At 47.4% G+C, this 14,368-nt stretch carries 14 protein-coding genes; 4 read left to right on the top strand and 10 right to left on the bottom strand.

Translation table 11 applies throughout. From position 1 onward, the window contains the following. Positions 1-12: 12 nt before the first annotated feature. The 8 genes from hemW to C8D85_RS08955 form a co-directional block, all read right to left on the bottom strand. Positions 13-1,182 carry a radical SAM family heme chaperone HemW gene (hemW, locus tag C8D85_RS08920; protein WP_133561775.1) on the bottom strand — a complete coding sequence of 390 codons (1,170 nt, stop codon included), beginning with the start codon at positions 1,180-1,182 and terminating at the stop codon, positions 13-15. Further along, entirely contained in the window at positions 1,179-1,784 is a 606-nt protein-coding gene (locus C8D85_RS08925) for an XTP/dITP diphosphatase (protein ID WP_133561777.1), read from the bottom strand. The genes hemW and C8D85_RS08925 overlap by 4 nt, the downstream gene beginning before the upstream one ends. A 10-nt stretch (positions 1,785-1,794) precedes the next feature. Then, the gene (locus C8D85_RS08930; RefSeq protein WP_133561779.1) at positions 1,795-2,226 is read right to left on the bottom strand and encodes a DUF4426 domain-containing protein; all 432 of its coding nucleotides are present in this window, start codon (positions 2,224-2,226) and stop codon (positions 1,795-1,797) included. 15 nt (positions 2,227-2,241) lie between these two features. Further along, positions 2,242-2,832, bottom strand: a complete 591-nt coding sequence (metW, locus tag C8D85_RS08935; protein WP_133561781.1) for a methionine biosynthesis protein MetW — start codon at positions 2,830-2,832, stop codon at positions 2,242-2,244. After that, positions 2,833-3,990, bottom strand: coding sequence for a homoserine O-succinyltransferase MetX (gene metX, locus C8D85_RS08940; protein ID WP_133561783.1), 1,158 nt, complete (start codon positions 3,988-3,990; stop codon positions 2,833-2,835). Positions 3,991-4,142: 152 nt separating this feature from the next. Next, complete coding sequence (locus C8D85_RS08945; protein WP_133561785.1) at positions 4,143-6,035, bottom strand: methyl-accepting chemotaxis protein; 1,893 nt, start codon at positions 6,033-6,035, stop codon at positions 4,143-4,145. A gap of 94 nt (positions 6,036-6,129) precedes the next feature. Then, entirely contained in the window at positions 6,130-6,729 is a 600-nt protein-coding gene (gene rsmD / locus C8D85_RS08950; protein ID WP_133561787.1) for a 16S rRNA (guanine(966)-N(2))-methyltransferase RsmD, read from the bottom strand. Beyond that, the gene (locus tag C8D85_RS08955) at positions 6,726-8,012 is read right to left on the bottom strand and encodes a hypothetical protein (RefSeq protein WP_133561789.1); all 1,287 of its coding nucleotides are present in this window, start codon (positions 8,010-8,012) and stop codon (positions 6,726-6,728) included. Before C8D85_RS08955 ends, rsmD begins: the two co-directional genes overlap by 4 nt. Before the next feature lie 180 nt (positions 8,013-8,192). Here C8D85_RS08955 and ftsY point away from each other — a divergent pair, with 180 nt between their 5' ends. The 4 genes from ftsY (at position 8,193) to rpoH (ending at position 12,229) form a co-directional block, all read left to right on the top strand. Continuing rightward, on the top strand, positions 8,193-9,503 hold the full coding sequence (ftsY, locus tag C8D85_RS08960) for a signal recognition particle-docking protein FtsY (protein WP_133561791.1): 1,311 nt from the start codon (positions 8,193-8,195) through the stop codon (positions 9,501-9,503). Between the two features lie 38 nt (positions 9,504-9,541). After that, on the top strand, positions 9,542-10,213 hold the full coding sequence (gene ftsE / locus C8D85_RS08965; RefSeq protein ID WP_133561793.1) for a cell division ATP-binding protein FtsE: 672 nt from the start codon (positions 9,542-9,544) through the stop codon (positions 10,211-10,213). Then, entirely contained in the window at positions 10,214-11,233 is a 1,020-nt protein-coding gene (ftsX, locus tag C8D85_RS08970) for a permease-like cell division protein FtsX (protein ID WP_133561795.1), read from the top strand. 129 nt (positions 11,234-11,362) lie between these two features. Beyond that, positions 11,363-12,229 carry an RNA polymerase sigma factor RpoH gene (rpoH, locus tag C8D85_RS08975; RefSeq protein WP_133561797.1) on the top strand — a complete coding sequence of 289 codons (867 nt, stop codon included), beginning with the start codon at positions 11,363-11,365 and terminating at the stop codon, positions 12,227-12,229. Positions 12,230-12,388: 159 nt separating this feature from the next. On the opposite strand, the gene C8D85_RS08980 is transcribed toward rpoH, so the two are convergent. Then, positions 12,389-13,252 (bottom strand): energy transducer TonB, encoded by an 864-nt coding sequence (locus C8D85_RS08980; RefSeq protein ID WP_133561799.1) that lies wholly within the window; start codon positions 13,250-13,252, stop codon positions 12,389-12,391. A gap of 7 nt (positions 13,253-13,259) precedes the next feature. Continuing rightward, on the bottom strand, positions 13,260-14,213 hold the full coding sequence (gene gshB / locus C8D85_RS08985; RefSeq protein ID WP_133561801.1) for a glutathione synthase: 954 nt from the start codon (positions 14,211-14,213) through the stop codon (positions 13,260-13,262). Between the last annotated feature and the right edge of the window lie 155 nt (positions 14,214-14,368).

Here is a 14,368-nt window from a genome sequence, read left to right on the forward strand (position 1 = left end):
GGAGTGAGAATATTAGCTCTCTAAGAATAATTCGAGCAATTCATTTAAGAACAATTTGCCCTTTTCACTGGTACGGATGATGCCTTGATGCCAAGCATCCTGCTCTAATAATCCTAACTTGACCGCTTTCTGGCAAGATTCAAAAAGTTCTTTTGGAACAGTGTGATAGGCGTATTTCTCATAATCACTAAGTGGGAATTCCTCAAACAAACGTAAGCGGTTCATCATGAATTCAAGAGGTAGCTCTTCAGGAGCGATCGCCTCCTTGATACAAAGGGCTTCTGGTAGATTATTTAGGTAATGATTGGGGTGTCGGGTCTTTCGGGTACGAAATATTTCCCCATTTGTTAGCGTAATTTTGCCATGTGCGCCCGCACCAATGCCGAGATAATCGCCAAAACGCCAGTAGTTCAAATTGTGTTGTGCTTGGCGTTCCGTTTTGGCATTAGCAGAAATTTCATACTGCGAATAACCGTTTTGCTCAAGCAAAGTGAGGCCTTCGTCTTGAATGTTCCAAAGGGTATTGTCTTCCGGAAGGGTTGGCGGACGACGGTAGAATTCGGTGTTTGGTTCGATGGTTAATTGATACCAAGACAAATGCTCTGGGTTCAATTCAATGGCCAATTTTAGATCCTCAAGGGCCATTGCAACGCTTTGATCAGGCAGGCCATGCATCAAATCTAGATTGATATTATCAAATCCTGCCTGACGAGACTTATCCACAGCGGCGATTGCTTCTTCGCGATTGTGGATTCTTCCTAGGGTTTTCAACAGGTTTGGCTGAAAACTTTGGATACCGATCGACAAACGATTGATGCCTGCTTTACGAAAATGGGCGAATTTCTCTTGCTCGAACGTACCAGGATTGGCTTCCATGGTAATTTCAGCATCTTCGACCCAGTTCAGTTTTTCACGTAGGCGATCGAACAACAGATAGTAGAAATCAGCACTCATCAAACTCGGTGTGCCACCACCAATAAACGCGGTCTGAATAGGGCGATCGGCCACATAGGGCAGATCCACCTCTAAATCGGCAATCAGCTGATCAAGGTAAGCTTGCTCTGGCAGCTTGCCTTGATCCTCAAAGCGGTCGGCTTGGTGTGAGTTGAAATCGCAGTAAGGGCATTTTCGTACACACCAAGGCACATGAATGTAAAGGCTTAAAGGTGGCAATTGGCTCATAGCATTTGACGGGCTTTAAACGCCTCAACCAGTTCCGCTAACGCTTTAGCGCGGTGGCTAAGTTGGTTTTTCACTTCTTTTGGCAAACTCGCTGAGCTGCAGCCTTTTTCAGGGACAAAGAAAATCGGGTCGTAGCCAAAGCCCTCGACGCCTTCAGCCGATTCCAGAATGCGACCTTCCCATGAGCCATGGGCAATGATCGGTGTTGGATCGTCTTTGTGACGCATAAACGCCAGCACGCAATGGAAGCGAGCCGTACGTTGCTCTTCAGGAACACCAGCAAGCTTTTCGAGTAGCAATGCATTGTTGGCTTCATTGTTGCCATGTTCCCCAGCAAAGCGCGCTGAGTAAATGCCCGGTGCGCCGTTAAGAAAATCGACTTCAATACCGGAATCGTCAGCCAAAGCTGGTAGACCAGTTTCGGCACAGGCGTGGCGTGCTTTTAAGATCGCGTTTTCTACAAACGTTAAGCCTGTTTCCTCTGCATCCGCGACGTGAAAGTCACCTTGTGGTTTTACTTCAAAGTTAAATTGGCTTAACAGTTCGTTAAATTCTTTGATTTTGCCGGCATTGTTGCTGGCAAGCACGATGGTTTGGCTCATAGGAATACCTTCAGTCCACGTAAAAGTGGCGTTGGAAATTCACTGTCATGGGGGCGCTGTCGGCGCTTAACTTTGCGTTAACAGTGAACTTTAAGATTTCGTCATCGGTCTTGGTAAACGGTGCTAAATAGTACACCGCATCGCCTTCTTCGATGGTTATAAAAGATAGTGAGACAATTTGTCCTAATAAGTTTTTTACATTTGCACTGACCAGTGCCCGTTGCGATAGTGGTAACTCGCCTTGGCTCTGGGTCGTTACGGCAACGTTTAAAAGCGCCTGACCCTTGGTGCGGGTCAGGCCATATTGATGGGCAATCTCGGGCGTTAGGAAAGTGGACTCAAAGGTGTTGTAGTGCAGTTGGTAGTCACCAAACTGGGTCACTTGATCGGCTTGCACAGCGGACATCATCAAGGCGCTAACAACGCCTAATAACCATTTCATAACAGAGCTCCTAATTTAGCGGCTAACTTTAAAGATAGCAGTCTCGCTAAATAAGTTGGGCATTAAGCGAGTCCACCAGTGATCGCGTAATTGTCCGTCAACGGCAGCCCAACGTTGTACTTTTAAGCCTTTTGACTGACATAAGTCGCGAAAATCTTTAAAAGTACAGAAGTGGATGTTTGGCGTGTCGTACCAGTTGTATGGCAAAAACTCAGACACCGGCATATGACCTTTGATACCTAGGTGTACACGGTTGCGCCAGTGACCAAAGTTCGGAAAGGTAATGATCGCTTCTTTACCAATACGTAGCATTTCGTCTAATAGTAGATCAGGACGACGGAATTGCTGTAGCGCGTGGGCCATAATCACCACATCGAAGCCTTGGTCATCAAAGTTCTTAAGACCTTCATCAATGTCTTGCTCAAGCACAGGAATGCCTTTTTCGATACAGATGTTGATATTCTCAGCATCGATTTCAAGGCCATAACCGGTGACATTTTTATGCTCTGAAAGGTGGCTTAATAACGCACCGTTACCACAACCCAAGTCAAGCACACGAGTATTGGGAGCAACCCAATCGCTGATTAATTCGAGATCCGCGCGCATTTAGGCATTCTCCTTTGAAAGGTGTTTTGCTGCTCGACCCAAGAAGCCACGCAGGGCTGCCATGTAACGAGGAATCGGAAATAGGAAGGCATCGTGGCCTTCAATCGCTTCGATTTTGGTGTAACTTACATGCTTTCCTGAACGGATTAAGGCATCGACAATTTCTTCGCTGCGTTCTGGCGAGAAACGCCAGTCCGTTGTGAACGATACCAATAAGAACTCACATTGTGCTTTGCTCAGCACCTTAGCTAAGTCACCGCCTTCACGAGCAGCCGGGTCAAAGTAATCCAACGCTTTGGTCATCAACATATAGGTGTTGGCATCAAAGCGTTTGGTAAAGGCCTCGCCTTGGTAGCGCAGGTAGCTTTCTACTTCGAACTCGACTTCGTAGTTGTACTGGTAAGTATCGTGACGCATTTGTCGGCCAAACTTATTACCCATGGAGTCGTCTGACAAATAGGTGATGTGCCCTAACATGCGTGCTAAACCTAAACCGTTCGTTGGGATAGTGTCATGGCTTTGATAGTTCCCGTCATGGAACTCAGGATCACGGCGGATCGACTGACGTGCCACTTCGTTAAAGGCGATATTCTGTGTTGAAAGCTTAGGTGCTGAGGCGATGATCGCTGCTCCACGTAAACGATCAGGGTAGCGAATGCTCCATTCAAGCACTTGCATACCCCCCAAACTGCCACCAACGATGGCAGCGAATTGCTGAATACCAAAACGATCGGCAAGGCGTGCTTGGGTTTCAACCCAGTCTTCCACGGTCACCATTGGGAATTCTGCTCCCCAAACCTTTCCTGTTGCTGGGTTGACAGAGGTTGGCCCTGTACTGCCGCAGCAGCCGCCTAGGTTATTTAAGCTGATAACAAAAAAGGTATTGGTGTCAATTGGCTTACCTGGACCAATCGCTGTATCCCACCAACCTGGCTTTTTGTCGTCCATGCTGTGGTAGCCTGCCGCATGATGGTCGCCGCTCAATGCATGGCAGATAAGCACTGCATTGCTAGCGTCAGCGTTCAGCTGGCCATACGTTTCGTAGATCAACTGATAATTTGGCAAGGTTTGTCCGCACGCAAGCACTAGAGGCTCATCAAAATGTGCCACCTGAGGCGTGACAAGCCCAACTGAATCGACAGGAATGGTATCCGGCATAGGTTTAGCGTTTCCCAATGAAAGTTTGAACACCGCAGAACCGCGGCCTAACGCATTTTACGTAAATGGAGGCACAGTCTAGCGTTTGCGCAAGAGGGCTTCAAGCGGATGCAGGTAAAAGCCGCCCTGAGGCTACGGGGGCGGCAGCATTGCTATGAATTTTTGAGGGTGAACACGCGTGTTTTGTCGGCCAGTGTGTTGGCTAAGCCATGAATCTGCTGTGCACTGTTAACGATGAGTTCAATTGAGTGGCTGTCCTCACCTAACTGATGAGCGATTTGCTCCATTTCTGAACTCATCTGTACCGCTGTACTGGCCACATCTTGAATGGCTGCGGCCATGTTGTCAGAAGCCTGCGAACTGGTTTGGGCATTATTCTCAATCACTCGAATCGCTTCTTCCGCTTCACCACCATTTTGTTCAATAACACGCAGGCGTTCTTGACCTTGCTCCATGGTGCTAATGGCTGTTTGAGTTGAGCTTTGAATCGTGCCGACAATATCGGTGATTTTCGAGGTGGCATCGACGGTTTTCTCCGCCAGTGAGCGCACTTCGTCTGCAACCACGGAGAAGCCTCGTCCAGCTTCTCCTGCGCGGGCAGCTTCGATGGCAGCATTCAACGCTAGAAGGTTCGTTTGGTTGGCCAGATCATTGATCATGCCGATAACGTTATCAATGTCTGAGGATAGTCGTCCTAGCTCATCTAATTGTTTGCCTGTTAGGTTAACTGCTTCCACGGTCCCATTGAGGTTGTCTAGCACCACGCGAATCGTTTTCGCGCCCGCTTTGGCTGACTCATATGTCTCGCTTGAGTGTTCACGTAATTCATCGGTAGTAGACGATAAGTGTGTGATCCGACTGGAAATATCGTCTGTGGCGACGGCCAGCGATTTTGTTCTATCTGTGACGGAACGGTTGTTGTCCGCAATATTAGTAATGGCGCCATTGAGTTCATCGATCATGGTGCTAACGTTAGAAGTGGTATTGACCACCTCTGTTAATACGCCACCTAAGCCTCCGGTCATTTCATTAAGCGATTGGCTTAAGGCATCAAACTCATCGTTGCGCTTATGATTAATCGATGCCTGTGCCGTCATATCACCTTCTTTTACCTTGGTTAAATCAGAGATGACTTTCATCAAGGTATTTCGTGCACTGCGGCCGATACTCAACATCAGCAAAATGGAAACGATTGAGACACCAATGCTTACGATTAGGAGAGTAATTAAGGACTGTTGGCTTTGTTGATCAGAGGCAACCTCAGCTTCTTTCACAAATTCAGCAATGAGTTCCGCCAACTGAAATTGTGCTTGTGCGAAAGATAGCTTGTTCTCATCGAATTGAGCTTCTGCTTGCTGAAGCGCGCTAAAAGCAGGCCCATACCCCATTAAGGCTTCGTAGTATTGTTTAGCGACGGGGCCTATCGAGTCGTTAAAACCAAAGTTATCTACTTTGGATTCAAAGCGGGCAAAACTTTTTTGAAAGTCTTGAAGAACCACTTCGGAAGGTTCGCTTAAATAAACGGCTTCAAACTTGCGTGCATTGATGAACTCTTTTTTAAGCAGGCTGAGGCGCTCGATACTGGTTGAAATCTCATCGCCTAAGCGGGTGATTTCTCCTTTTAATCCAGACTGGTTGTCAAAGCCTGTAATACTTAGGTTTTCAGCAATCATTAAGAGGGAATCAGCGTAGGCGCTGAGTTTGTCTTTCGAATCTTGTAGCGCCTGTTGAAGCTCGGGTTGGTTCACTAGATGGATGTCTTTTTCTAGAATCTCCAAATCTTCATTTTTACGGCCAGATAGCATCGCTTGATAATCTGCGAAGTTCTCTTCATTTAAACTTCGCAACTGGTCTGCGGCTTCTAATATCCCCAGACTGATTTTATCCACGCCTGAACCAATATCCCCGTAAAGACGGAGTTGCCGATTGGCTTCTTGCTGTGCATTCATACCCTGGATCGCTACCCAGGTCACAAGTGTAAAACCAACGATAGCACATGCCAGCAACAGCATAAGCTTGGCTCGAAAAGACAAGTTATTCAACATACCGCATACCCTCATCATTTTTGTACTGCCTTGTTCAAAAGTAGAGCAGTTTGATTAGGGTATGCAAGCTTCGTGCACAGTTTACGAAGTTAAATTAAGTGGACACTTGATACAGTGCAAACGTCAATTGCCCAGCACGCTTTTCTTTTTTGAGTTGCCAATGATCTGGGAGTTGACTCAACTGAGCTTCGCTTTCTCTCTCAATGTAGATGTAAGCATTGGCTGCTAACCACCGCTCATCAAGTTTTGGCAGTACTTGCTCTAGGAGCCCTTTTCGAAAAGGTGGGTCCAAGAAGATGACATCAAAGGGTGCTGGATTGGCTTGTAAGAAACTTAAAGCATCCGTGTTATATACGGTACCATTGCTCGCCTGCAAGGTGCTTAGGTTGCGCTCGATTTGTTGTGCAACGGAGCGATTCAGTTCCACGAACGTGCATTCCTTCGCACCACGAGAGAGCGCTTCTAAACCCAGTGCACCAGAACCGCTGAATAAGTCTAAGCAGCGAGCGCCCGGAACCTCAAAGCTTAACCAGTTGAACACGGTTTCTCGAACGCGATCCGTGGTCGGGCGTAAGCCATCCAGCTCGATGATAGGCAACTGCCTAGAGCGCCACTCGCCACCAATAATACGAAGCTTGGAAGCGCCGCCTTTGCTGGCTGTTTTGGGGCGGGCACGAGAGGGAGATTTCTTCATAATTTAACTAACACTTCTTGGCGAGATGAAATAACGAGCAATCGGTCAATTGCAGCTTGATATTGCGACATTGTAAAAGAGTTTGCCGCCTCACTGTAGTGCTCAGCGAAGGTAGCCAGATCCAATGGGGAGTTTGGGTAGGCGACACGGCTTCCGATTGCGCTCCACCATGTGGGGTTTTGACTCAGATTGGCCAGTTGAGCCAACAGCTGAGCTTTTAGATCAGAGAAGGCTTTGCTGTCTTGATAACTGGGTAGGGTATTGGGGAGGATCCAGCTGGATTCAGGGGCTGGAGTGCTGGCATCAGCTGCCAAGACAGATTGGGCCGCTTGCAGTTGCCAAGTCACATAAGGTTGCCAAGGGGATAAATGCAGCTGCCATTGGCCGATGTTGCTGTGCAGCTGTTGTTTTTGACGCTCCAGAGAGTCCTTGGCCCAGATTTGCAGTGCTAGCCAATCGGTAACCGATTGCAATGGAGTTAACGCAATCGCGCCATATAAGGCCTGTAGATCATGGTTACCAAGTACTTTAGTTTGAGGCTCTGAAGCATTGGCCAAAGAAGAATGTATAGTCCTGTGCGCCATGGTTTGCGTCAGTTGATCAAGTGCCGTCTGCAACTGTGATTGCGCGGACTCGGTTAATGCGCCCGCGACGATAATATGTGAAACCGACTGTTTAATGTTGGCCAAATGTTGTTCCAACATAGCCGTTGTTAGGGGACTGTTGGCGGTATCGGAAATATCGTATTCAGGCCATAGCTGCATTAAAAGTTGTTGCGACACTGAGTCCGGTACATTGTTGCGGGCTCTATTTTGCAGTGCTGAATACTTGAATTGAGTTTGATTTAACCAAGTATCCAGTACCTTCATGGTGGCACTGAGGTACTGTGGTTGGTTGCTAAAGGATATTTGCAGCGTCTGTTGCTGCGCTGTGAAGTGGCTCTCAGCCTTGGCGGCTAACGGCGTTAAGCGTTGATTAATTGTGGCGGTACTCAAAGGGAGAGTAGGGCCTGTTAACAATTCCCATGTTGCTTTCGTTAGCGCTGAATATTGAGACTCACCATGAAAGACAATGGTCATTTCTACTTTGTCGCTACCAGACCAAGTGTCCTGTGCAACCCAATACACCGGAATATGACTGCTGGTTTGCCACGACCTAATGTTAGGCTGCTCTAACACGGTTTTGGGATCGGTTAGGTTGAGCAGCCAAACGGCCAATGTCGAGGCGACAATAATGACGGCCAGAACAGGACGGCTAAATAACGGTTTATCGCGATGAAACATGGTAAAAGTCGCTGAATGAGAAAGATTAGGTACATTTTTCCATGAAACTGGGGCTTTTTGCCATTAGGAATGATGCTAAAATCACCGCTTTTAACGCACCCATCGTCTAAAACGGCTAGACCTGCTTGAGACGTCGCGATTCAGTTACCCATCCATTGGGATCAATTTAGAGAGATGTGAATGGAACTTGTAGATCAGATTATCGCTTATTTAACCCCTTACTTTGGTGAATACGCTCGTTTTGCGCCGATTGGCTTGGGTGTTTTACTGGCTATCATTGCTTTTTATATCAAGCGTTCAGTAATGAAAAGCATGGATGCCGATATCAAAGCAGCGAAACAAAAGCCTGCAGAGCCTGTTGCCGAAGCAAAGGAGTCTGCCGAGCCAGCGGATGAAGAAGCAGTAAGCCAGACCTCTGTGAAAGCTGAAGCGGATTCAACCGAACAGCCTATTGTGTCGACTGACGAAGCACAAACCACAGAAGTCTCTAAGCCGGGCGCAGCAGTTGAGCCATCAGCCCAACCTGAGCCAGTAGCAGAGGTTGAAGCGCCAAAAGCCGCGGAGTCCGTGCCAGCATTGTCTTGGTCTCAGCGTATTAAAGCTGGCCTTTCTCGTACCCGCGGTGGCTTTGGCTTGTCATCGCTATTGATGGGCGGCAAAAAGGTCGATGATGATCTTCTGGAAGACCTCGAAACACAGCTATTAATGGCCGATGTGGGTGTAGAAGCAACGCAATCTTTGATTAATACACTGACAGAAAAACTGAACCGTAAAGAACTGAAAGACACCGATGCTTTGATGGCGACCCTAAAAGGAGAGTTAAAAGACATTCTAGTGAATTCTGAAGAGCCATTAGACCCTACTGCTAAGCCAGGCCCATTTGTCATTTTAATGGTGGGTGTGAACGGTGTTGGTAAAACCACCACGATCGGTAAGTTAGCGAAGAAATACCAAGCGGAAGGTAAGAGCGTGATGCTGGCTGCGGGCGATACGTTCCGTGCGGCGGCGGTTGAACAGTTACAAGTCTGGGGTGAACGTAACAACGTACCTGTGGTTGCTCAGCATACCGGCGCGGACTCTGCTTCGGTGATTTATGACGCTATTGAGTCGGCTAAATCCAAAGGCGTGGATATTGTCATCGCAGATACGGCTGGACGTCTACAAAACAAAGCGAACTTGATGACTGAGCTGGAAAAAGTGGTTCGTGTTATGAAGAAGCTAGATGTTGAAGCACCACATGAAGTGATGTTGGTATTGGACGCGGCAACAGGTCAAAACGCGCTTAGCCAAGCGAAACTGTTTACCGAAGCGGTAGGTGTCTCGGGCATCACTTTGACGAAATTAGACGGTACGGCTAAAGGCGGTATTATTTTTGCCATTGCGAAGCAGTTTGGTTTACCGATTCGTTACATTGGAGTTGGTGAGCAGGCTGATGATTTACGTCCGTTTAAATCCCAAGAGTTTATCGACGCTTTATTTGATAGCGAGTAACAGGTAGATTTAGTCGATCAACCACAGGGGATGTTGGCGTGGAAATTGAGTTTCAACGTGTAGGTAAGAAATACGAGAGCGGCCATGATGCCTTGTCGCAGGTGAGTTTCCACTTGCAGCAGGGTGAAATGGCATTTCTCACAGGTCACTCAGGGGCTGGTAAAAGTACCTTGATGAAACTCATTATGATGATTGAGCGCCAAACTACGGGCAAAATCTTGGTGGATGGCGTTGATCTACGTACGCTTGGCAAAAGCGCCATCCCATTTCACCGACGTCGCGTGGGGGTTGTTTTCCAAAACCACCAACTCTTATTTGATCGCAGTGTGTTTCACAATGTGGCGTTGCCGTTACAAGTCAGTGGCGCTGACGATGAGCAAACAGGCAAGCGTGTTCGTGCAGCGTTAGACAAAGTGGGTCTACTTGGCAAAGAAAAGCTCAACCCTATGGCGTTATCCGGTGGTGAGCAGCAGCGTATTGGTATTGCCCGGGCGGTTGTGAATAAACCGCAGTTGCTACTGGCCGATGAGCCGACAGGTAACTTAGACCCGCGACTCTCAGCAGAGATTATGAACTTGTTCCAAGAGTTTAATCGTGTGGGGGTGACAGTATTGGTTGCCAGTCACGATCTAGCCTTGGTTGCGAGAATGCGTCATCGTGTTTTAACCCTAAACCAAGGGCGTATGGTTAATGATGGAGGGTTCGCTTAAATGGCCAAGCCTCCACAGCAGCGCCCAGCGCAAAGAGGGGCGACCCGCCAAAGCCTCAGCAATAATCGTCAATCGGCGTGGCGCGCACCAAGCTTTGATTTCAAGCTGTATTTACGCCAGCACCAAGCTTTCCTCATTGAAAGCTTTACGCGCCTAATCGCTCATCCCCTCGCGAGCCTTATGACAGTAATGGTGTTGGCGATTTCCCTCTCATTACCTGGTGGCTTGTTTGTACTGTTAAAAAATGTGCAGTCAGTGACGGATCAGTGGGAGCAGCAATCGGTGATCTCGCTGTATCTGTTTTCCAACTTGGAAGATACCGAAGCGTTGGCACTTTCCCACCAACTCTCGAGTCGTGCTGACGTTGAGTCGGTGGAGTACATTTCTAAAGAAGAGGGGTTGCGCTATTTTGAGCAGTCCAGTGGTTACGAGCAGATTATGTCAACACTGCCTGAAAACCCTCTGCCGATTGTGCTCAAAGTCATTCCCAAAGCGATCGTAGACTTGAATACACTGCCTGAGCTACAGTCTTTGCGTGACCACCTACAAAGCTTGCCTCAGGTTGAATATGCGCAATTAGATGCCGAGTGGTTGCAGCGTTTGGCAACCATGATTAACTTTGGTCAACGCTTTGTATACGCCATCTCTGCATTGTTAGTCATTGCCGTACTTTTAATCGTCGGTAACACCATACGCATGGCCGTGGAAAGTCGTCGCGATGAGGTGTTAGTGATGAAGCTGGTCGGCGCGACGAACAGCTATATCCGTCGTCCTTTCCTTTACATGGGGTTTTGGTTCGGTGTCTTAGGGGGCGTGTTTGCATGCTTATGCATTATGATTTTAGCGTGGTGGGTGAGTGCTCCAGCAGAGCGTTTGATTGAGCTATACCATGCAGGCTTTGAGTTGCAAAGTTTTAATGCAGTCGAAATTATAATGTGTTTAACTATTAGCGCGTTTATTGGCGTGATCGGATCTTGGATAGCGGTGAGTCGTCATATTCGCGATATTGAATTACAGTAAATGAGGAAGAAAAAGCGCGTTTATATTGACGAATAACGCGAAAATCTCCACATTTACGGCACACATAGTGTGAACTTTGTTGCTAGTATTTGCTCATACTCAGTATGAACACGAAGAGGTGAAATAGAAATGGGTAAAGCTCTCCAGCCAATCGACATGATGACTCCAGGACAGAATCTTGAGTCGTATGTTCAGGCCGTTAGTACCATTCCGATTTTGTCAGCGGAAGAGGAACATGAATTAGCCGAACGTCTTTATTACCAAGGCGATCTTGAAGCTGCGCGCTCACTGGTCATGTCTCACCTACGCTTTGTGGTACATATTGCGAAAAGTTACTCGGGCTATGGCCTTAATCAGGGCGACCTGATTCAAGAGGGTAACGTAGGTCTGATGAAGGCAGTTAAACGATTCAACCCTGAAGTTGGGGTACGTTTGGTGTCTTTTGCTGTGCATTGGATCAAAGCAGAAATTCACGAATTTATCTTGAAGAACTGGCGTATTGTGAAAGTGGCGACCACAAAAGCACAACGTAAAATGTTCTTTAACCTTCGTAGCGCTAAGAAAAGTCTGACTTGGTTGAGTAATTCCGAAGTTGAGTCAGTGGCCAGCGATTTAGGGGTAACGCCTGAAGTGGTACGTCAGATGGAAGGTCGTATGAGCTCCACTGATATGGCATTTGACGCTGGCAGCGATGACGATGACGACAATGCTTTCCAAGCACCCGCTAACTTCTTAGAAGATTCCAGCTACGACCCTGCGATTGTGCTTGAGCACGGTAACTGGGAAGCAGATTCCAACCGTCGTCTTGAAAGCGCAATGCTTGAGCTAGACGATCGTAGCCGAGACATTCTGATCAAGCGTTGGTTGAACGAGAATAAAGCAACGTTGCATGATTTAGCGGATGAGTACGGTGTTTCTGCTGAGCGTATTCGACAGCTTGAGAAGAATGCTATGAAGAAAATCCGACTGGCCATGGGCGAAGCGGAATTTCACTAACCGCTACCGCGTTTACAGATACCGAAGAAGCCCTCCATTGTGAGGGCTTTTTTGTGCGTAAATGGCTTCAGAGTATCGACAAGTGTGGCCCTATCTAAAGTACTGAGAGCACCTTAGCCATAGAGAGTATATGCAGCGTTAAGCCTGTAAGTTTAACGCCTACTGGCTACGTAAACGGTCCCCAGGCACAAATTGCCAAGTACGAATGATTTCTAATTGATCCACTTCTTTTTTCAGCTCAGTTGGGAAGGTGTCGAAGGGTTCAGCTAAACGGACAATACGCATCGCAGCGTCGTCGAGAATACGGATGCCGGATGAATGCAGAATCTCAATATCATCGACATAGCCATTCGGTAGGATCGATACCGCAAGCCTTAGTTGCCCATACAGATGCTTCTGTTTCGCTTCTGAAGGGTAGTGAATATTACCTATTCGCTCAATTCGTCGACGCCAATCATCTAGATATTTTGCGTCGATGGCTGACTTTGCTGAAACCGATGTCAGGCGACGAATACGAGGGCGTTTGGCGTACTCCTGGCGCTGTTGATCAAGCAGTGCTTCAAGTGTCGCAATATCACTTGATAGGCGGCTAGGGACCTGTGTTTTGCCTAAGAATTGTTCTTCAAGGGTTTTGTTTTGCTGCTCAGGTTCTTTGAGCACTTGGAAAACATCATTCTGATTTTGACTGGCAATCAAATCGGGGTCGTTGACGGGCTCTGCGGAGGCCAACTCAGGTTGAACTGGTGGGGTGATATCTTGAACGGTATCAGCGCGAAATTGAGCCGTCTCCGTTGTGGTTAGCTTTTGCTTGCGTAACTCTGTGCCGCTAGCCTGCTGGTTTGCTTGAGCAATAAAATCCGCCTCTTTCGGGGCGTCTGTTATATGCTGAACTAATGTGACTTCAAGCGTTTTACGAGCCGGCGGCTGACCCAGTGAAAAGTCAAAGTTGACCAATGTTATCGCCAACAGGTGCAAACTGATGGCGATAAACAAGGTGATGGAGAAACGATCGGCTGTACGCATAGAGGAGTTAGTGTGTCGCTAAACGAGCCTCAATGGCATCCAATAATGTCATGCCAATGTTTAAGCCAAACTGTTCGTCTAATTGGCGTACACAGGTTGGACTGGTGACATTGATTTCAGTGAGGTAGTCACCGATAACATCCAATCCGACAAACATTAAGTCTTTCTCTTTCAGAGTCGGGATGACTTGATCACAGATCCATAGCTCACGTTCTGTAAGAGGGCGACCTTCGCCTCTTCCGCCTGCCGCAAGATTACCGCGAGTTTCTCCAGAGGCTGGAATGCGTGAAAGCCCATAAGGAATGGGTTTGCCATCCACAATCAAAATTCGCTTATCGCCATCTTTGATCTCAGGAATGTATTTTTGCGCCATGATTTGCTCTGCGCCCATGTTCGTCAGTGTTTCGATGATAACACTGACGTTACTATCGTCTTCTTTAACGCGGAAAATAGAGCTACCACCCATTCCATCAAGCGGTTTGAAAATAACGTCTTTATGTTCTTTGTGGAATGCTTTTAGTAAGTCCGAGCGGCGTGTCACCAATACTTCTGGGCAGCATTGTGGAAACTGGGTAGCGAATAACTTCTCATTACACTCAAGCAAAGCCTTAGGGTTATTCACGACTATCGCGCCATCACGCTGAGCTTGATCTAGGATCATGGTTGCGTGCATAAATGGGATATCAAAAGGTGGATCCTTGCGCATTAAAATGACATCAAGCTCGCCAAGCTCGATACTTTGTTCTTCACCAAGATCGTAGAAGTGATCAGGGTCTTTATAGACGTTTAACAGTTGAGTGAAAGCATGGGCTTTGCCATTTTGAAGATACAGGTCTTTGGCTTCCATATAGTAGATAGACCAACCTTTGTCTGCGGCTGCCCAAAGCATGGCTAGTGAAGTGTCTTTTTTGTAGTTAATCGTATGGATCGGATCCATCACAATGCCGAGTTTTATGGTCATAAAATTCGTTTCCTGTTTCGGCTGCTAGGCATGAATTGCCTATATATCGGTGTATATAAGCATGAGTATAAGGACTCAGGACGGGAAAGATAAGTATCGAGTAAGAAAATATAAGACAAACAAAGCGGCGTGGCTATCTTGCCACGCCGCTACGA

Origin of the sequence: Marinomonas communis, from assembly GCF_004363305.1 — a bacterium.
Taxonomy (GTDB): domain Bacteria; phylum Pseudomonadota; class Gammaproteobacteria; order Pseudomonadales; family Marinomonadaceae; genus Marinomonas; species Marinomonas communis.